Raw genomic sequence first — 17,847 nt, 5'->3', positions numbered from 1 at the left:
TACGCGATATGATCCGGTTATCGAGTCTTCCTGAGCACATCCGTCATGAGCCAAACCGGCAATCTCCCGACGCTTCACAACTGGCTGCGCTATCGCCACCTGGCCTTGATCGACAGCCTGGCCCGCACCGGCAATATGCACAGCAGCGCCCAGCAACTGGGGCTGAGCCAGCCTGCGGTGAGCAAGATGCTCCGCGACATCGAGAACCAGTTCGGCTTCACTCTGTTCGAACGTCTCAACCGCGAACTGCCGGCAACCGAGCTGGGCGCGGAAGTGATCGCCTATGCACAGCGCGCCCTGAATGATTGCCAGACCTTCAGCTATCGCCTGGAAAGCCTGCGCCAGGGCGGCCATGGCTACCTCAAGGTGGGCGCTATCTTCGCCGCCACTGCCCACGCCCTGCCTGAAACCCTGTTGCGCCTGAAAGGCAGGCGTCCGCTGCTGACCATCGAACTGCTGGAGGACACCAGTGACCATCTGCTCAAACTGCTGGAGCACAAGCAGCTGGACCTGGTGGTCGGGCGCTTCACCGATCATCCGCAGCGTCAGCGCTTCGATTTCACCGCGCTGGCCGAAGAGCCTTTCCTGCTCATCGCCCGCCCCGAACACCCGCTCTGCGCGCGGCAACGCGTCAGCCCGGCGCAACTGACCGAATGGCCCTGGGTGCTCTACCCGCTCAACACCCCACTACGTCAATCGCTGGAGCAGTCGTTCAGCGACGCCGGGGTCAACCCGCCGGCGAACAGCATCGAAACCACCTCCGTGCAAACCACGCTGAAACTCCTGTGCAACAGCGACACCCTGGCCCTGCTGCCGGAAGCCGTGGTGCGGCAGAACCTGCTCGACGGCAGCCTGAAACAGGTGCAAACAAACCTGGCGCCGCCGCCACTGGCCTACGGCGTGCTGCTGCGCAAGGACGAGCCCATATCCTCCGCAGTCCGCGACTTCATAGAGGCGTTGCGGGCAGCCATCCGCGACGAATGATCAGCGAATAACCCCAAGTTATGACTCGATGAAAAAGCCTCATTAGACACCTCCCCCAGAGTTGCCTAGCTTCGGCCTGGCTTTGATTCCACGCCGTGCCATCTGCCTGGCCGACTCGTTCAAGCGGAACCTAGCTGCACCTCACTCAAAATAACTTCAATAGGTGACCTTTCATGATCAAGCTAAGCACTCTGCTTCGCCCGCTCAGCCTCGCCCTCGGCTTTTCCCTTCTGGGCGCCCCAGTGGCAGCCATGGCCGAATACCCGAACAAACCCATCCAGCTGATCGTGCCGTGGGCCGCCGGTGGCGGCAGCGACTCTGCCGCACGCGGTATCGCCACGGCGCTGGAGAAGGAGTTGGGCGTCACCATCAACGTGGTCAACCGTCCCGGCGGTGGCAGCGTGGTGGGCCACACGGTGATGGCCAGCGCCAAACCCGACGGCTACACCCTGGGTTTCGTGACCGGTGAGCTGAACATGATGCACTGGCAGGGGCTGACCAAGATCACCCACGAGGACTTCACGCCCCTGGCCATGACCAACTACGACTACCCGGGCGTACAGGTCAGCGCCGATGCGCCGTACAGCAACGTCGAAGAGCTCCTGAAGGACATCGCCGACAAGCCGAAGGGTACCTTCAAGGCCTCCGGTACCGGCCTGGGCGGCATCTGGCACGTGGCTTTCGCCGGTCTGCTGATGGATCGCGGCATCGAGCCCAACAAGGTCACCTGGATTCCCAGCCAGGGCGCGGCTCCGGCCATGGTTGAACTGGCCGCTGGCAGCATCGAACTCGTCCCGTCCTCGGTACCCGAGGCCCGCTCGATGATCGAAGCCGGCAAGGCCAAGGGCCTGGCGATTCTCTCCCCCGAACGCAACCCGGCCTTCCCGGATATCCCGACGATAAAGGAAAGCATCGGCAGCGACTACTCGCTGGGTGAGTGGCGCGGTGTCGCCGGCCCCAAAGGCATGGACCCGGCCGTGGTGGCCAAGCTCGAGGACGCCCTGGAGAAGGCCTACAACAGCGAGTTCTACCAGGACTTCATGCAGCGCCAGGGTTTCGGTGTCGAATGGCACAAGGGCGAGGACTTCAAGAAATTCCTGGTCGACAACAACGCGTACATGGGCGGCATCATCGAAAAGATCGGCATGAAGAAGTGACTTCATCCGATGCGACGCCCCACCGGGGCGTCGCATGCTTTTGTTCCAGCGGTTTGAGAACGCACCATGAAAGACCTTCTGTTCGGCATCATTTTCATCGCCCTTGGCATCACCGTATGGCTGCTCGCGCGTGAGTTCCCCGCCGTACCGGGCATGCAGTACGGGGCCGACCTGTTTCCTTCCCTGATTGCCATCGGCATGACCGTAGGCGGCCTGCTGCTGAGCATCAGCGCCCTGCGCCAGCTGCGCGGCAGTGGGCCGGACCAAAGCACACCCCGCCCGCCCCTCCCCAGCTTCGCGGTGATTCTGCCGGGCGTACTGGTGGTGGCCTACATCTACCTCAGCGACGTGCTGGGCGCGGCCACGATGATGCTGCTGATCATGCTGGTGCTGCTTGTGCAACGCGGTGTTCGCGTACTGCCCGCCATCGTCATCGCTGCGCTGGCCACGACGGTGATCAGCCTGTCCTTCGGCCACCTGCTCAAGGTCCCTTTGCCCGTCGGCCCTCTGGGTTTCTGAGGAAACACGCATGAACGAACTACTCGACGGCATCTTGCTCGTTTTCAATTTCCAGACGCTGTTTGTGATCATCATTGCAGCGCTGTTCGGCGTTTTCGTCGGCGCCATTCCAGGCCTTTCGGCCACCATGGCCGTTGCGCTGCTGGTGCCCATCACCTTCGCCATGGAGCCCACTGCCGCCATCGCCGCGATCATCACCACCGCGGCCATGGCGATCTTCGCCGGCGACATCCCCGGCACCTACCTGAACATCCCCGGCACACCGGCATCAGCGGCCTACGTTGCCGATTCGGCCGCGCTCGGGCGCATGGGTCGTGCTCGCGAAGCATTGGGGGTAAACGTCACCTGCTCGGTGATCGGCGGTCTGACCGGCACCGTGGTGCTGGTGATGATTGCGCCTTCGCTGGCCGAGTTCGCGCTGAACTTCAGCTCCTTCGAATACTTCTGGCTGGCCGTGCTCGGCCTGGGCAGCGCGGTGTTCATTTCCACCGGTTCGGCGATCAAGGGATTCCTGTCACTGCTGGTTGGATTGCTGCTGGCCACCGTCGGCCTGGACCTGGTCACCGGTGCACCGCGCTTCACCTTCGACGTGCCGGATCTGATGGCCGGGATCAACTTCATTCCGGTGATGATCGGCTTCTTCGCCATGTACGAGGTCATGAAGCTCTACGCTCAACCTCGGGACAAGGGCAATGACAATGGCTCGCCCCAGGACATCGCCCCCCAGAGCGGCAGCGTCTTCGGCCAGGTGCCGATGCACCTCAGGCGCTACTGGAAGAACGTGATCCGCGGCAGCAGCCTGGGTGCCTTCATCGGCGCGCTGCCTGGCGCCGGCGCAGACATTGCCGCCTGGATCTGTTACGCCGTCAGCAAGAAACGCTCGAAGACGCCCGAAGCTTATGGCAAAGGTCATATCGAGGGGCTGGTCGACGCCGGCTCGGCGAACAACGCTGCGGTAGCGGGTGCCTGGGTACCGGCTCTGGTGTTCGGCATTCCCGGTGACTCGATCACCGCCATCGTGATCGGCGTGCTGTACATGAAGGGCATGAACCCCGGCCCGACTATCTTCATGGACAACAGCGCCATGGCCTACGGTCTGTTCACCGCCTTCTTCGTCGCCAACCTGATCCTGATCCCCATCGGCTACCTGGCGATTCGCAGCGCCCACATCTTTGCTGTCACGCCAACGCGCGTGCTGATGCCGATCATCCTGTGCTTCTGCATCGTCGGCGCCTTCGCCATCAACAACAGCATCACTGACGTGTGGATCATGTTGATCTGCGGCGTGGTCGCCTACCTGATCGCCAGCGCCGACTTCCCCATCGCCCCGGCGATCCTGGGCCTGGTGCTGGGCAATATTCTGGAAAGCAATTTCATGACCTCGATGATCAAGGCCAACGGCAATCTGCTGGCCTTCGTCGAGCGCCCGATCAGCATCGGCCTGGCCTCGCTCGTACTACTGGTGGCCCTGTTCCCGGTGCTCGCCAAGTACTGGCGCATGCGCTACCCGCGCGCCCTGACCAAGCCCAAGGAAGCACTCGAATGAGCCGTATCGCCCCTGCAGAACTTGAACAATTCATCGAACAGCTGTTTCTCGACGCTGAGGTCAGCGCGGACGTGGCAGGTGTCGTCAGCCGCGTACTGGTCGAGGGCGATCTGCTCGGCCATCACACCCATGGCGTGAAGCTCGCGCAGGGCTATCTCAAGGACCTGCGCGCCGGCCACGCCAAAGGCAATGCCGAGAGTCTGCGAATCATCCGCCAGACACCGGCGGCGCGGCTCTATGACGCCGACTACCTGCTTGGCCCCTACTGCGTGGAGCAGGCGCTGGACTTCACCACCCAAGCAGCACGCACCTTCGGCATCGGCGTGGCGACCATCCGCCGCTCGCACCATATCGCCTGCCTGGCGGCCTACCTACAGCGCTACACCGAGCAGAACCTGATTCCGCTGGTACTCACTTCCGACCCGGCCGTGGCCTCGGTGGCACCGCATGGCGGCCTCGACCCGGTGTACACGCCCAATCCGCTGGGCATCGGCATTCCCACTGGCGAGAAGCCCATTCTCATCGACGTCAGCATGTCGACCATCACCAACGGCCTGGTGAACAAGACCCACCAGGCTGGCGGGCAGCTTGAGCACGCTGCGCTGATCGGCCCGGATGGCCAGCCGACCCGCGATACGGCGGCGTACTTCGGCACGCCGCCGGGCGCGATCCTGCCGCTGGGCAGCCTGGAATTCGGCCACAAGGGCTTCGCCCTTGGCACCATGGTCGAGGCACTGACCGCCGGCCTGGGCGGCTTCGGCCGCAAGGACGGCGTCAAGCAATGGGGCGCGGCAGTGACCGTGCTGACCTTCGACCCGGCGTTCTTCGGCGGCGTCGATGAGTTCAAGGCAGAGATGGATCACTTCGTCGGCGCCTGCCTGGACAGCCGGCCGCGCGAACCAAAGCGCCCGGTGCGCATGCCCGGTCATGCCGGCATCGACCGCCGCGCCAGGGCCTTCGAACAGGGACTGGAGCTACCGGAGGATGTGCTGGCGGCGCTGCGTGGGGCAGCCAGCGAAGCCGGGGTGGAGTACCCCTTCTGAGGCGCCTGAAGCACGACAGCACCGATAAAGAAGAACACCGCGACTGCTTTGCAGGATCGCGGCGTTTTTCTAGATCGCAAGATCTTTAGCGCTGCTAACGCAGCCAGAAACTTGCGGGCAAATTCACTCTCACAGGGATCAGACACGCGCTTCATCTTGTGGGAGCGGACTTGTCCGCGAAGCTTTTTTGTTGCAATCGAGTGGAAATTAAAAAACTGCCTCGCACCTGCGTCATTGGGGAGAGCGAGGCAGTTGGGAAACTAGTCGCGAATGCGCTCGGCCAGCGCACGCCAGTGCGGCGCGTGGATAAGGTCGGGGGTGAGTTCCTCCAGGCTGCTGCAGCCGAGCAGGCCCAGGGTGCGATCCAGCTCGGTGCGCAGGATGCCGATAGCATGCGCCGCGCCCGGTCCCTTGCCGGCGGCCAGGCCGTATAGGCCGGCGCGACCGATCAGTACGCCGCTGGCGCCCAGCAGCAGGGCCTTGGCGATGTCGCTGCCACGACGGAAACCACCATCGAGAAAAATCTCCATCCGTCCCTGGTTGATGCGCGCCACCTCAGGCAGCGTCTCCAGCGCCGACACCGCACCATCGAGCTGGCGTCCGCCGTGGTTGGACAGCACCACGCCGTCGACGCCGTACTGCAGCGCCAGACGCGCGTCATCCGGGTGGATCATGCCCTTGACGATCAGCTTGCCGGGCCAGATATCGCGCAACCAGGCGATATCGTCCCAGCTAAGGGTCGGGTCGAGTTCGGCGGCCAGTGCGCTGGCGGCGCCCTTCACCGAGTCCTTGCCGGGCGGCAGCAGGTCACCGAGGTTGCGAAAGCGCGGCACGCCATCGGGCACCAGCACGTCCCAGATCCACTCGGGGTGACGCAGCACATCGAGGCGGTTGCGCAGGTCCAGCTGCAGCGGCTTGGCGTAGTTGCGCTTGTCCCACTCGCGATTGCCGAAGATGGCGCTGTCGGTGGTCACCACGATGGCTTCCAGGTTCAGCCGTTTCACCCGCTCGACCAGTTTGGCCACGTGATCGCGGGTGCGGTACAGGTAGATCTGCATCCAGGCACGCACGCCGTCGACTGCGGCGATGTCCTCGATGGAAGTGGTCGAAGCATTGCTCAACACGAATGGAATGCCGGCATCCGCAGCGGCGCGCGCCAAATGCAGGTCGCCGTCACGGGTCAGCAGACCGTTGAAACCGGTGGGCCCGACCATGAACGGCAATTGCGAGGCGCGGCCGAAGAAGCTGCGCTCCAGGCTGCGCTGACCGACGTCACGTAACGTGCGCGGTTGCAGGGTCACGCTCTCGAAGATCGTGCGGTTGCGATTGAGGGTAAACTCATCGTCCGCCCCGCCTTCGACGTACTCGAAGGAGAAGTTGGGCAGGCGGCGGCGGGCCATCTCGCGCAGTTCTTCGATGTTCTGCGCACGACGAAAATCGCGCCCCGGATACAGGCGTCGTTGCATGATTGGTTCTCTATTCGCTAGATAAACGATCTGCTGCGCGTCGGCCCTACTGCGTTAAAAACAGGTTCGGAGTGCTCATGTACAAAAGTACACTCCGCGTCCTCTCCTGTTTGATTCGCTGGCGCTCTCCCTTCGGGCCAGCCTTCGGCTGTTACTCCCGTTGGTCGTTGCGCCTTGTATGGCTCTAGCTCGCGAGATCTTGCACAGGCTGTGCGTCGCATACCGCCATGGAGTCAACGGCTCCAGGCCACCACGTCCTGGCACTGCTCACCAAGCCCACTGATACTCAGGCGCATGCGGTCGCCGGCCTTGAGAAACTGCGGCGGTTTCATGCCCGCGCCCACACCCGGTGGCGTGCCAGTGCAGATCACGTCGCCCGGGTTGAGCGTCATGAACTGGCTGATGTAGCTGACGATCTCGTCGATGGAGAAGATCATCGTGCGGGTGTTGCCGTTCTGCCGGGTCTCGCCATTCACGCTCAGGTGCATGTCGAGATTGCGCAGGTCGGCGATTTCGTCAGGCGTCACCAACCAGGGACCGATGGGCGCGAAGGTGTCGCAGCCCTTGCCCTTGTCCCAGGTGCCGCCCCTTTCGAGCTGGTAGGCACGCTCGGACACGTCGTTGACGATGCAGTAGCCGGCGACATGCTCCAGCGCCTGCTTACGCTCGACGTACTGCGCCTTGCGCCCTATGACGATGCCCAGCTCCACTTCCCAGTCGGTCTTTTCCGAGCCACGCGGAATGATCACGGCGTCGTTGGGGCCACAGATGGCGCTGGTAGCCTTCATGAACAGCACCGGTTCACTGGGCACCGGCAGGTTGGATTCCTTGGCGTGGTCGGCGTAGTTCAGCCCGACGCAGATCAGCTTGCCAATGTTGGCGATGGGCGTACCGATGCGCACGCCGTCCTCGACCTTCGGCAAGCTGACCGGATCGAGCGCACGCAGTTCGTCGAGCGCCTTGGGGTCAAGCACCCGCGGGCTGATGTCGAGCACGTGCAGCGACAGATCGCGCAGGCTGCCATCGGCCGCGACCAGAGCCGGTTTTTCCTGGCCCGGCGGGCCGTAACGCAGCAGTTTCATACCTTGTCCTCCTGACGGGCGCTGACCCGTACACCATTGATTTCGCCCAGCACGTCGAACAGGCGCGGCACGTACTTGTCGCCGTGGCCGAGCACTTTCGCCAGCATGAAGGTCTGGTACACCGCATCGGAAACGATGCCGGTGGTCGGCGTCAGCTTGGTCAGCTCGGTGTAATAGCGCATGTCCTTCTCGCAGTTGGCCAGGGCGAACTGCTGCCCGGAGTCGTCGCCATGCAGGACGTAGGGGATGATCCGCTCGAAGGTGCGGCTGTAGCCGCCGCTCATGCTGCAGATATCGGCGAATGCGGCCAGGTCGATGCCATTCTTCGCCGCCGTGCAGAACGCCTCGGCGAGGATGGTGGCGTTGCCCTGAGAGATGAAGTTGTGGATCACCTTGGCCTTGTGGCCCGAGCCCAGCGGGCCGAGGTGATGGATGGTCTCGGAGAAGCACTCGAGCACCGGACGCACCTTGTCGAGCACCTCGGCATCGCCGCCGGCGAGCACGTTGAGGCGCCCGGCCTGGGCATCCTTGGGCGTGCGATTGACCGGTGTGTCGAGATAATGCCCACCGCCAGCGGTCACCTGTGCAGCCAGTTCGGCGGTGCAATTCGGGTCGCCCGTGCTGCAGTCGACGACGATCTGTCCAGGGCGCAGGCCGGCGAGGATTCCGGTATCGCCAGCCAGGGTGCGGCTGACTTCGGCACTACCGGGCAGGCACAGCAGCACTACATCGACGGCGCGGGTCAGCTCAGCGGCATTGGCGTACTCGCGGGCGCCCTTGCTGACCAGGTCTTCGACTGGCTGGCGGTTGCGGTGCGCCATCACCCCTAGGGCGAAACCCCGTTTCTGGATGTTGGCGGCCATGGCGTGGCCCATCAATCCGAGGCCGATGAAACCGACATTGATAGCGGTCATGAACGTTTCTACCTTGCGTGCAGGCGCAGCGGCCGCCGTGCGACGGCCAACTGCAGGAGGGGATTACTGGGCGTTGCGGACCTTGGCGATCTCGGCGTTCATTTCGGCCATCAGCTCAGGGCCATACTCGGCCACCAGCTTCTCGACGGTGGGACGCACCTGCTCACGCATGCGCTCGATCTCCGCCGGAGCGACCTCGTTGATCTGCATGCCGTGCTTGGCCAGCGCTTCGCGCGAACTCACGGCCATCTCGCGGGACACCTTGCGCTCGTATGCCTGGGCCTCCAGCGAGGCGCTGCGTACCAACTCACGCTCGGTCTCGTTGAGCTTGTCCCAGGTGCGCTTGCTGAAGATCGCGACCAGCGGATCGTAGAAGTGGCCGGTCAGCGACAGGTACTTCTGCACTTCGTAGAACTTCGAGGTCTCGATCGCCGCCAGCGGGTTTTCCTGGCCATCCACGGTGCGGGTTTCCATCGCGGTGTACAGCTCGGTGAACGACAGCGGTACCACGCTGGCGCCCAGCGCGCGGAAAGACTCGATGGCGGTGGGGATCTGCTGCAGGCGCAGTTTCAGGCCCTTGAGGTCCTCGACCTTCTCGACCGGATGCTTGCTATTGGTGACGTGGCGGAAACCATGGTCCCAGTAGCCCAGACCGATGATGCCGTGCGGCTCCAGGGTGGTGAGCAGGTTCTGCCCGGCCGGACCATCGAGCACCGCATCGACTTCTTCGGTGTCCTGGAACAGGAACGGCAGGCCATACAGGGCAAAGCCCTTCTCGATGCCGGACAGCAGGCCCGGGGTGACCAGCGTCATGTCGACCGTGCCGCCCTGTACAGAGGAAATCACCTGAGCATCACCACCCAGGGTGCCGCTGGCGAACACCATCACCTTCATCTTGCCGCCGCTCTTTTCCTTGATGATCTCGGCGAACTTCTGCGCGCCCAGGCCATGCGGGTGGTCCTTGGCCTGCACGAAGGCGATCTTGAAGTTGTGACGGTTGATTTCCTCGGCGTGCACCGCCGCCGACAGCAGCATCGCGGATGAGCACAGCAGTGCAGTAAGCGCTTTGGGGATGAATTTCATGACTATGTCCTCTTGTTTTTATGTGTGCCGTTTCCGGCATGGATGTGGGCGAAAAAAGCCCTGGGTAGCGGCCGTCAGGGAACGGCCGCTACGCAATCTGGGGTCAGTACAGCCACTGCGCAGGGACCAGCACTAGCTGCGGGAACAGCAGCAGCAGGCCGATGATCACCAGTTCAGCCAGCAGGAACGGCATCACGCCGCGCGCCGTGGCCAGGAAATCGATCCGGGAAACGCCGGCCACCACGTTCAACACCAGACCGACTGGCGGGGTGATGAGGCCGATGGCGCAGGTCATGACGAAGATCACGCCGAAGTACACCGGATCGATGCCCGCCTCGACCGCGACCGGCATCATTACCGGCGCCAGGATCAGGATGATCGGCGACATGTCCATGGCCATGCCGATCACCACGATGATCGCCACGATCAGCAGCATCAGCAGGCGCGGGCTGTCCATCAGCGGCTCCAGCACCTCGACCACCGAGCTCGGCAGGTCGGCGACCGTGATCATCCAGGCCGCGACCATCGCCGAGGCCACCAGGAACATCACCATCGAGGTGGTCAGCACCGAGGACAGCAGCACCTGGTACATGCTCTTCCAGGTCAGCTCGCGATAGATCGCCAGCGATACGAACAGCGCATACACCGCCGCCACCACGCCGGCCTCGGTCGGGGTGAAGATGCCGGCACGCAGCCCGACCAGAATGATCACCGGCAGCAGCAGCGCCCATACGCCCTCATAAAAGGCCTTGAGGATTTCCTTCAACGGCGCGCGCGGACGGGTGATCAGCGTTTCGCGATTCGAGACCAGGTACCAGGCGACGCACAGCGACAGCCCCATCATCAGACCCGGCGCGATACCGGCCAGGAACAGCTTGGTGATCGAGACGTTGGCGGCCACGCCGAACAGGATCAGGCCGATGGACGGCGGCAGCACCGGTGCGATGATCCCCGAAGCGGCTACCAGGCCGGCCGAGGTGGCGCGGTCATGTCCGACCTTGACCATCATCGGCACCAGCAGCGCGGCCAGCGCAGCAGCATCGGCGGCAGCCGAACCGGACAGGCTGGCCAGCACGCAGGCCGCCAGGATGGTCACGTAACCGAGGCCACCCTTGATGTGCCCGACCAGCGCGACAGCCATGTTGACGATGCGTTTGGAAAGGCCGCCGGCGTTCATCAGCTCGCCGGCCAGCATGAAGAAGGGCACGGCCATCAGCGGAAAGCTGTCCGCTCCGTTGACCAGCCCCTGGGCGACGATCTGCGCATCGAACAGGTCCAGGTGATACATCATGGCCAGTGCACAGAGGATCAGCGCATAGGAAATCGGTACGCCAATCGCCATGGCGCCCAGCAGGGAAAATACGAAAATCGCGATGATGATCATCTCATCACTCCGTTCTTGTTATGTAGAGCGCACCGCCCGTGGCAGGTGCAGGCCAGCGGGCGTGTTACTGATGAATTTCGGTGGCGATTTCCGGACGATGGATTTCACCGCCCATGGCCAACCGCACGATCTCGTAGATGTGAATGGCGCAGGCCGACAAGCCGAAGAACACGCCCGTGCCGTAGAACAGGCCCATCGACCAGCCGGTGACCGGTGACGGCATGCTCCAGTTGATCTGCACCTGCTGCCAGCTGCCCCAGAAGAACAACCCCGAACAGGCCAGCATCAGCACCTGCGAAAGGATCAGGCAGCCTCTCTCGCCCCAGCTCGGCAGGGCTCGCAGGGCCAGGTCGACGCCCATGTGGCCACGTTCGCGCAGCAGGATCACCGCGCCCAGAAAAGTCAGCCAGACGAAGGCCCAGCGCGAGACTTCCTCGGACACCAGGATGCTGTCGTTGAAGGCGTAGCGCAGCACGACGTTGCCGAACACCAGCACCACCATGGTGATCAGGCAGATGATTCCGAGCACCTTGAGCAGGGTGAAGTAACCCTCGATGAGCTTATGCATGACGCGCGCCCCATCGACGGAAGGCGGGGAAAACCGGACAGGGAAACGGCTGATTGCCGACGTGCCCCGAGAGATGGCAACGGTCCATCAGGAAGGCCTCACATTGTTGTTTTTGTGGCTGCCGAGCAGCTGTGTGGGATGACACTAACACCGTAAATTATTGCGTGCAATGTTCATTTTTGTCAGTATCTTGGCCAGACGATCACAACAACAACGAGAACGCGCCATGCAACTCATCACCAATAGCCCGACCGTGGTTATCCTCAGCGATCAAGATTCCGTGGCCGTCGCACGCCGCGCCCTGGCTCGCGGCAGCCGTGTCGAGAGCCTTGGCCTGGAGGCCCAGGACGACATCCCCGCCGGGCACAAGATTGCCCGCCGCGCCATCGCCGCCGGCGAAGCCGTGCTCAAGTACGGTCAGGTCATCGGCCTGGCCAGCCGGGCCATCGCCGCCGGCGCCCACGTACACATCCACAACGTGTCGATGCCGGAAAGCCACACCAACAGCACGCTGCCGCCCCCCATCGCTCGCACCCCGGTACTGCCGCCGGAGCAGCGTCGCCGCTTCATGGGCTACCGCCGCCCGGATGGCCGCGTCGGCACGCGCAACTACATCGGCATCCTGTCCACGGTGAACTGCTCGGCAACCGTGTCGCGTGCAGTCGCCGCGCACTTCAACGGCTCGGAGTTGCTCAAGCGCTACAACATCGACGGTGTGGTGGCGCTGACTCATGGCAGCGGCTGTGCGATCAATACCGAATCGGAGGGCTTCAAATTTCTCGAGCGCAGCATCTGGGGCTACGCCTGCAACCCGAATATCGCCGGCGCCCTGGTGATCGGCTTGGGTTGCGAGACCAACCAGATTTCCTCGCTGATGAAGCGCTACAACATCAGCGAAGGGCCGAACTTCCGCGTCTTCAACATCCAGAACGCCGGCGGCACCCGCGCCAGCATCCAGCGCGCCATCGAGCAGGTGACCGACATGCTGGAAGCCATCGGTCGCCTGGAGCGCACCTCGGAGAGCGTCGAACACATCATGGTCGGCATGCAGTGCGGCGGTTCCGACGGCTACTCGGGCATCACTGCCAACCCGGCGCTCGGCTACGCCGCCGACCTGTTGGCCCGCAACGGCGGCACTGCGATCCTCAGCGAAACCCCGGAAATCTATGGCGCCGAGCACCTGCTGATCGCCCGCGCAATCAGTCATGAGGTCGCGCAGAAACTGCTCGACCGCCTGAGCTGGTGGGAGCACTACACGCAGATCAACGGGGCCGAGCTGAACAACAACCCCTCGCCTGGCAACAAGGCCGGCGGCCTGACCACCATTCTGGAGAAATCCCTGGGCGCTGCGGCCAAGGGCGGTACCAGCTCGCTCAACGGCGTGTATGAGTGGGGTGAACCGATCACCGAGCGCGGCTTCGTGTTCATGGACAGCCCCGGCTACGACCCGGTCTCGGTCACCGGCCAGGTAGCTTCCGGCGCCAACATGATCTGCTTCACCACCGGGCGTGGTTCGGTGTCCGGCTTCAAGCCCGCACCGTGCATCAAGCTGGCGACCAACACCGAGATGTATCGCAAGCTGGAAGAGGACATGGACATCAACTGCGGCGGCATCGTCGATGGCGAGCTGAGCATCGCCGAAGCCGGGCAAAAGATCTTCGATATCCTCATCGAAATCGCCTCGGGCGAGCCGTCCAAGAGCGAGCTGTACAACTACGGTGACAACGAGTTCGTACCTTGGCAGGTGGGCGCGGTGACCTGATCAGCGGCGCCTCTACTGGGCTGAATCAGCCTGTGGGAGCGGACTTGTCCGCGAATGAGGTCACCGCAGATCCAGGCCTGCCGGTGTTTTGGCCTCAACAGCTTCGCGGACAAGTCCGCTCCCACGAGGAAAGAGTGTTGCGCTGACTGTCCGCGCAACGCAGCGCAGCCTACGCCTCGATCCGCTCCAGATAAGGCACGGCCTGGATGACGTTCTGCTCGCGGAATTGCGCCAGGCGTTGCTTGACCTTGCGCTCGGCGATCACCAGGTGCGCCTCCATGCTCTGAGCTGCCAGATCAGGGCGACCGGCCTGCAGATTCTCGAAAATGCTCAGGTGCTCGCGAAAGAAGGGTTCCTCATCCGGGAAGTAGCTCTTGTCGAGCAGGATGTGCTTGCCCGAGAGCAACAGCGAATGGGTACGACGCAGAATCTGCAGCATCTGCCGGTTGGGGCAGCGGCCCAAGGTCTCGATGTGCAGATCGCTTTCCAGGTCGTCGAACTGGCGACTGTCCATGTCCGGGTATAGCGCCATCGCCTGATGCAGGCGCGCGATATAGCCTTCCAGTTGCTCGGCCTCCAGAAACTCCGCAGCCCTCATCAACACGTACGGCTCCAGGCGGCGGCGCACTTCGTACAGCTCGCCGAGACGCTCCTCGTCCCACTGGCCGAGCTGCCAGCGCGAACGCTCGTCGCGCTCGACCAGCCCCATCAACGACAAGCGTGTGAGCACCTGGCTGGAGACCGTGCGGCTGATGCCGTAATGGCGGGACAGCTCCAGCTCATTGATGCGGTAGGTGCCGAACAGCGACTGATGCAGCAGGTCGCGCTCGATCTGGTCATAGACCGCCTTCCAGCTTTCGGTCTTGCGCGGGGCTTGCGCCTCATCCGTTGCCAACTGGAAGTCGGCGGCCTCCAGCTTGCGCCGCAGCACCTCGCCGGGCTCGGCACCGACCAGATAACCGCGGCCATCGAAGGTGCAGATCAAACCGGCCTGGTGCAGATTGACCAGCGCCTGCCGTACGGGTGACCGGCTGACGCCGAACAGCTCCGCCAACGGTCCCTCCAGCAACAAGGTGCCGGCTTTCAGTCGCTTGCTCTTGATGCTCGTTGCGATAATTTCGAATAGCTGATCGTTGAGGTGCTTTTTCATCATTATTGTTTTCGAACTGGTCACCTTGTCGGCGTTACGGACACTCGTCCTGCGACTGAACGGGACGTTCCGCGCAATCTGCATTTCTGACTTTGCGCGCAATGTACCTTAATACCCGCCTACTATGGCCAGGAAACTGTGGATTGTAATGGCTCGCCACCACAGCGGGACGAAAAGCCACGATCTTACCCAGGCACACTTGCCTGCATCGACGCGCGCTGAGAAAAGGTCTGCTGAAATGCCGCCAACCCTGAATGCTCGGCGCGCCAGTCGAGGTCGGCAAAGCGAAAGTCCAGATAGCCCAGCGCGCAAGCGAAGCCGATCTGTGCCAGGTCGAGCGGCCCCTGCAACTGGTCGGTCTGGCGTTCCAGCTCCGTCAGCGCGCGCTGCACCTTGCCCAGCTGGCCGTCGAGCCAGGCCGGCCATTGCAGCTCGACCGGTCGCACGCTGCGTTCGTAGCGCGCCAGCAGTGCCGCGTCCATCAGGCCGTCAGCCAGTGCCGCCAGGCGCAGCACCTGCCAGCGTGCAGCGCCGTCCGGCAGCAGCTTGCGGCCCTGGTGCAGGGTGTCGAGGTATTCGCAGATCACCCGGCTGTCGTACAGCGCCTCGCCGTCTTCAGTCAGCAGCACCGGAATCTTGCCCAGCGGATTGCGCGCGTTGACCTGTTCATTGACGGTGGTTGGCAATACGGCGGTATCGAGCAGTTCGATACGTGCCAGCAGGCCGGTTTCCGCAGCCAGCACGCGAACCTTGCGGGCGAAGGGAGAGGCAGCGGCGTAGATCAGTTGCATGGGCAGACTCCTGGGCGCGAGAAGAAGCGGACATCGCTCGCACTACAGCACAGTTCGCACGCCAAGGTAATCCGCGTGGCCTGGCAATGCCTGCTCATGCCACCAAAGTCATAACGATCGACCACCGCAGCCCCTCGAGGATGCGGCACAATCGCCTACCGCTGGAAAAGGACAGGCCAATGCTGATCGACGAAGAACTGACTCTCAAAAAGCTGGAGGTCTTCCTGGCGTTCATGCGCAGCGGCAACCTGGCGCGCGCCGCCAGCGAACTGCAGACCAGCAATGTCAGCGTGCACCGTGCCATCCATTCGCTGGAAAGTGCGCTGCGCTGCCCGCTGTTCAAGCACGAGGGGCGCAACCTGATCCCGCTGGAAAGCGCCTACGTGCTGGAGGAAAAGGCGCAAAAGCTGATCCAGGACGCCCAGGAGATGGTGCGCCTGACTCGCGAGGCGGCAGGCTTCGGCGCAGAGCGTTTCAAGCTCGGCGCGCTCTACTCGCTGACGGTGAAGACGGTTCCGCAACTGATCATGGGTCTCAAGCTGCGCCGCAGTGAGCTGAACATCGACCTGGTGCTCGGCTCCAACGTCGACCTGCTGTACAAGCTGAAGAACATGGAGCTGGATGCCATCCTCATCGCCCTCGACGACAGCGTCAGCGACCCGGACTGCGAGCAATTGGCGCTGTTCTCCGATGACATCTTCCTCGCCGCACCGAACGACTCACCCTTTGCCGAGCAGGCCGAAGTGGATCTGGCCGACCTGCGCGACGACACCTTCATCACCCTCACCCAGGGCTACGCCACCTTCCGAGACGGCGAACGGGTCTTTCAGCAGGCCGGGTTCGAGCCGAAGGTGGCGATGCAGGTGAAGGATATCTTCACCTTGCTCAGCATGGTCAGCTCCGGTGTCGGCTACGCCCTGCTGCCGGGGCGCGTGGCCGCGGTGTACGAGAACCGGGTGAAGCTGATTCCGCTGCAGGCCAAGTACCACCTGCAACAGCATATCGGCGTGGTGTTCCTCAAGGCCAAGGAACGCGACCCGAACCTGTTGGCGCTGCTCGCCGAGTGCCGGATGTATAGCAGGCAGTCGTAGGCGCAAGCGTCGCCGCTGAAGCGCCTCCCACAGGGCAGCGCGTTCAGCCTAAATAAAAAGCCCGCCATGGCGGCGGGCAAAGAGTCAGCCCAGAAGGCCTCGCATCAGAAAGTAGAGCAGCGACGGGCCGAGCAGGCAGCCCAGCGCGGTGTAGAAGGCCGCGGTCAGGCAGCCGTACGGCACCAGCTTGGGATCGGTCGCCGCCAGGCCACCGGCGACGCCGCTGGAGGTGCCCATCAGGCCACCGAAGATCACCGCGCTGCGTGGGTTGTTCAGGCCGATATAGGGGGCGACGAAGGGCGTGGCCACCATCACCAGGATCGCCTTGATCAGGCCGGCGGCGATGGACAGTGCCATCACGTCGGAGCTGGCGCCGAGGGCCGCACCGGTCACCGGGCCGACGATATAGGTCACCGCGCCGGTGCCGATGGTGGTCAGGCTGACCACGTCGGTGTAGCCGAAGGCCATGGCCACTGCTACCCCGGCGACGAAGGACGACAGCACGCCAACGAACAGTGCCAGCACCCCGGCGAACCCTGCACGCTTGAGTTCCTCGACACTAACGCCGAAGCCCGTGGCGACGATCGCGAAGTCACGCAGCATGGCGCCGCCGAGCAGGCCCACGCCAGCGAACAGGGGTATGTCCACCAGGCCCTTTTGCCCACCGGTATAAACGCCACCGATATAGGACAGCAGCAGGCCGAGCAGGATGGCGATGGCTGAACCGTGCAGGCGACCGCGCGTGAGTTTGTCGGACATCCAGTACGACACCCACATGGTGATGCCGATGATGGCGAAGCCGCTGAGCATGCCGTAGCTGGTCAGTACCTTGAGCAGGGATTCGTACATGGCGATCACCGTGGCGCTTTGGTCATGGAGGAGGTGACATCGGCTTCAGGCTTCTTTTGCCCGACCCGGCTGAGCACGGGCACCAGGGCGAAACCGGCAGCGACGGCGGCGATCCCGGCGATGATCGCCATCGGCCCGCCGCTGAGGGCACCGTAGACGTTCTGCTGGGCGGCCATGGCGACCACGATGGGGATGTAGATGGCGCTCCAAAACTCCACGCCCTGCTCCGACTTGCCAGTGAACAGGCCGCGTTTGTTCAGGTAGCTGCCGAGGAAGATCAGCAGCAGCATGGCGATGCCGACACCGCCGACGTTGGCGGGCACGCCAATGAGTTTGCCCAGCAGCTCTCCGATGAAGATGCCTGCCAGGGTGCAGAACGCCAGAAAGGCGACACCGTAGATGATCATTGTTGTTGTCCTCGTTTTACGTTCGAAGTTGTTGTTTTTGTGCTTCGGTAA

17 protein-coding genes are annotated in these 17,847 nt (G+C 63.2%); 7 read left to right on the top strand and 10 right to left on the bottom strand.

What is annotated here, in order from left to right; translation table 11 throughout:
- Positions 1-45: 45 nt before the first annotated feature.
- The 5 genes from B3P22_RS02455 to B3P22_RS02435 all read left to right on the top strand — a co-directional run bounded on the left by B3P22_RS02455 (position 46) and on the right by B3P22_RS02435 (position 5,249).
- Positions 46-984 carry a LysR family transcriptional regulator gene (locus B3P22_RS02455; protein WP_296269713.1) on the top strand — a complete coding sequence of 313 codons (939 nt, stop codon included), beginning with the start codon at positions 46-48 and terminating at the stop codon, positions 982-984.
- Between the two features lie 173 nt (positions 985-1,157).
- The gene (locus tag B3P22_RS02450) at positions 1,158-2,141 is read left to right on the top strand and encodes a tripartite tricarboxylate transporter substrate binding protein (RefSeq protein ID WP_296269712.1); all 984 of its coding nucleotides are present in this window, start codon (positions 1,158-1,160) and stop codon (positions 2,139-2,141) included.
- A 66-nt stretch (positions 2,142-2,207) separates the two neighbouring features.
- Positions 2,208-2,660, top strand: coding sequence for a tripartite tricarboxylate transporter TctB family protein (locus B3P22_RS02445; RefSeq protein ID WP_296269711.1), 453 nt, complete (start codon positions 2,208-2,210; stop codon positions 2,658-2,660).
- 10 nt (positions 2,661-2,670) lie between these two features.
- Positions 2,671-4,206: a tripartite tricarboxylate transporter permease gene (locus B3P22_RS02440; protein ID WP_296269710.1), complete on the top strand. Its 1,536-nt coding sequence runs from the start codon at positions 2,671-2,673 to the stop codon at positions 4,204-4,206.
- On the top strand, positions 4,203-5,249 hold the full coding sequence (locus B3P22_RS02435; RefSeq protein WP_296269709.1) for an Ldh family oxidoreductase: 1,047 nt from the start codon (positions 4,203-4,205) through the stop codon (positions 5,247-5,249). Before B3P22_RS02440 ends, B3P22_RS02435 begins: the two co-directional genes overlap by 4 nt.
- A gap of 260 nt (positions 5,250-5,509) precedes the next feature.
- On the opposite strand, the gene B3P22_RS02430 is transcribed toward B3P22_RS02435, so the two are convergent.
- From B3P22_RS02430 to B3P22_RS02405, 6 genes are all read right to left on the bottom strand, one after another.
- On the bottom strand, positions 5,510-6,715 hold the full coding sequence (locus B3P22_RS02430) for an alpha-hydroxy acid oxidase (protein ID WP_296269708.1): 1,206 nt from the start codon (positions 6,713-6,715) through the stop codon (positions 5,510-5,512).
- Between the two features lie 233 nt (positions 6,716-6,948).
- On the bottom strand, positions 6,949-7,797 hold the full coding sequence (locus tag B3P22_RS02425) for a fumarylacetoacetate hydrolase family protein (RefSeq protein ID WP_296269707.1): 849 nt from the start codon (positions 7,795-7,797) through the stop codon (positions 6,949-6,951).
- Positions 7,794-8,711 carry an NAD(P)-dependent oxidoreductase gene (locus tag B3P22_RS02420; protein ID WP_296269706.1) on the bottom strand — a complete coding sequence of 306 codons (918 nt, stop codon included), beginning with the start codon at positions 8,709-8,711 and terminating at the stop codon, positions 7,794-7,796. Before B3P22_RS02420 ends, B3P22_RS02425 begins: the two co-directional genes overlap by 4 nt.
- A gap of 63 nt (positions 8,712-8,774) precedes the next feature.
- Positions 8,775-9,794 carry a TRAP transporter substrate-binding protein gene (locus B3P22_RS02415; protein ID WP_013713410.1) on the bottom strand — a complete coding sequence of 340 codons (1,020 nt, stop codon included), beginning with the start codon at positions 9,792-9,794 and terminating at the stop codon, positions 8,775-8,777.
- Positions 9,795-9,897: 103 nt separating this feature from the next.
- Complete coding sequence (locus B3P22_RS02410; protein WP_296269760.1) at positions 9,898-11,175, bottom strand: TRAP transporter large permease subunit; 1,278 nt, start codon at positions 11,173-11,175, stop codon at positions 9,898-9,900.
- 67 nt (positions 11,176-11,242) lie between these two features.
- Entirely contained in the window at positions 11,243-11,746 is a 504-nt protein-coding gene (locus tag B3P22_RS02405) for a TRAP transporter small permease (protein ID WP_197857759.1), read from the bottom strand.
- A 226-nt stretch (positions 11,747-11,972) separates the two neighbouring features.
- On the opposite strand from B3P22_RS02405, the gene B3P22_RS02400 reads away from it, so the two are divergent.
- Positions 11,973-13,508, top strand: a complete 1,536-nt coding sequence (locus B3P22_RS02400; RefSeq protein ID WP_296269705.1) for a UxaA family hydrolase — start codon at positions 11,973-11,975, stop codon at positions 13,506-13,508.
- 169 nt (positions 13,509-13,677) lie between these two features.
- Here B3P22_RS02400 and B3P22_RS02395 read toward each other — a convergent pair whose 3' ends face one another.
- Positions 13,678-14,661, bottom strand: a complete 984-nt coding sequence (locus B3P22_RS02395; protein WP_013713406.1) for a GntR family transcriptional regulator — start codon at positions 14,659-14,661, stop codon at positions 13,678-13,680.
- 182 nt (positions 14,662-14,843) lie between these two features.
- Positions 14,844-15,449, bottom strand: coding sequence for a glutathione S-transferase (locus B3P22_RS02390; protein WP_296269704.1), 606 nt, complete (start codon positions 15,447-15,449; stop codon positions 14,844-14,846).
- 179 nt (positions 15,450-15,628) lie between these two features.
- Between B3P22_RS02390 and B3P22_RS02385 the strand changes: the two genes are divergently transcribed.
- The gene (locus B3P22_RS02385; protein ID WP_197857755.1) at positions 15,629-16,540 is read left to right on the top strand and encodes a LysR family transcriptional regulator; all 912 of its coding nucleotides are present in this window, start codon (positions 15,629-15,631) and stop codon (positions 16,538-16,540) included.
- Positions 16,541-16,624: 84 nt separating this feature from the next.
- On the opposite strand, the gene madM is transcribed toward B3P22_RS02385, so the two are convergent.
- Together madM and madL are read right to left on the bottom strand one after the other, a co-directional pair.
- Positions 16,625-17,389: a malonate transporter subunit MadM gene (gene madM / locus B3P22_RS02380; RefSeq protein WP_197857754.1), complete on the bottom strand. Its 765-nt coding sequence runs from the start codon at positions 17,387-17,389 to the stop codon at positions 16,625-16,627.
- 5 nt (positions 17,390-17,394) lie between these two features.
- Positions 17,395-17,796 (bottom strand): malonate transporter subunit MadL, encoded by a 402-nt coding sequence (madL, locus tag B3P22_RS02375; RefSeq protein WP_296269703.1) that lies wholly within the window; start codon positions 17,794-17,796, stop codon positions 17,395-17,397.
- Positions 17,797-17,847 lie beyond the last annotated feature (51 nt).

Origin of the sequence: Pseudomonas sp. UBA6323, from assembly GCF_002439135.1 — a bacterium.
Classification (GTDB): Bacteria; Pseudomonadota; Gammaproteobacteria; order Pseudomonadales; family Pseudomonadaceae; genus Aquipseudomonas.
This window is presented reverse-complemented; position numbering and strand designations above follow the sequence as displayed.

Bases quoted from the DNA above. Each gene is read 5' to 3' on its own strand.
- B3P22_RS02415 (WP_013713410.1), bottom strand. From the start codon at position 9,794: ATGAAATTCATCCCCAAAGCGCTTACTGCACTGCTGTGCTCATCCGCG.
- B3P22_RS02420 (WP_296269706.1), bottom strand. From the start codon at position 8,711: ATGACCGCTATCAATGTCGGTTTCATCGGCCTCGGATTGATGGGCCAC.
- B3P22_RS02450 (WP_296269712.1), top strand. From the start codon at position 1,158: ATGATCAAGCTAAGCACTCTGCTTCGCCCGCTCAGCCTCGCCCTCGGC.
- B3P22_RS02405 (WP_197857759.1), bottom strand. From the start codon at position 11,746: ATGCATAAGCTCATCGAGGGTTACTTCACCCTGCTCAAGGTGCTCGGA.
- B3P22_RS02440 (WP_296269710.1), top strand. From the start codon at position 2,671: ATGAACGAACTACTCGACGGCATCTTGCTCGTTTTCAATTTCCAGACG.
- B3P22_RS02385 (WP_197857755.1), top strand. From the start codon at position 15,629: ATGCTGATCGACGAAGAACTGACTCTCAAAAAGCTGGAGGTCTTCCTG.
- B3P22_RS02395 (WP_013713406.1), bottom strand. From the start codon at position 14,661: ATGATGAAAAAGCACCTCAACGATCAGCTATTCGAAATTATCGCAACG.
- B3P22_RS02455 (WP_296269713.1), top strand. From the start codon at position 46: ATGAGCCAAACCGGCAATCTCCCGACGCTTCACAACTGGCTGCGCTAT.
- B3P22_RS02435 (WP_296269709.1), top strand. From the start codon at position 4,203: ATGAGCCGTATCGCCCCTGCAGAACTTGAACAATTCATCGAACAGCTG.
- madL (WP_296269703.1), bottom strand. From the start codon at position 17,796: ATGATCATCTACGGTGTCGCCTTTCTGGCGTTCTGCACCCTGGCAGGC.
- madM (WP_197857754.1), bottom strand. From the start codon at position 17,389: ATGTACGAATCCCTGCTCAAGGTACTGACCAGCTACGGCATGCTCAGC.
- B3P22_RS02430 (WP_296269708.1), bottom strand. From the start codon at position 6,715: ATGCAACGACGCCTGTATCCGGGGCGCGATTTTCGTCGTGCGCAGAAC.
- B3P22_RS02400 (WP_296269705.1), top strand. From the start codon at position 11,973: ATGCAACTCATCACCAATAGCCCGACCGTGGTTATCCTCAGCGATCAA.
- B3P22_RS02425 (WP_296269707.1), bottom strand. From the start codon at position 7,797: ATGAAACTGCTGCGTTACGGCCCGCCGGGCCAGGAAAAACCGGCTCTG.
- B3P22_RS02390 (WP_296269704.1), bottom strand. From the start codon at position 15,449: ATGCAACTGATCTACGCCGCTGCCTCTCCCTTCGCCCGCAAGGTTCGC.
- B3P22_RS02445 (WP_296269711.1), top strand. From the start codon at position 2,208: ATGAAAGACCTTCTGTTCGGCATCATTTTCATCGCCCTTGGCATCACC.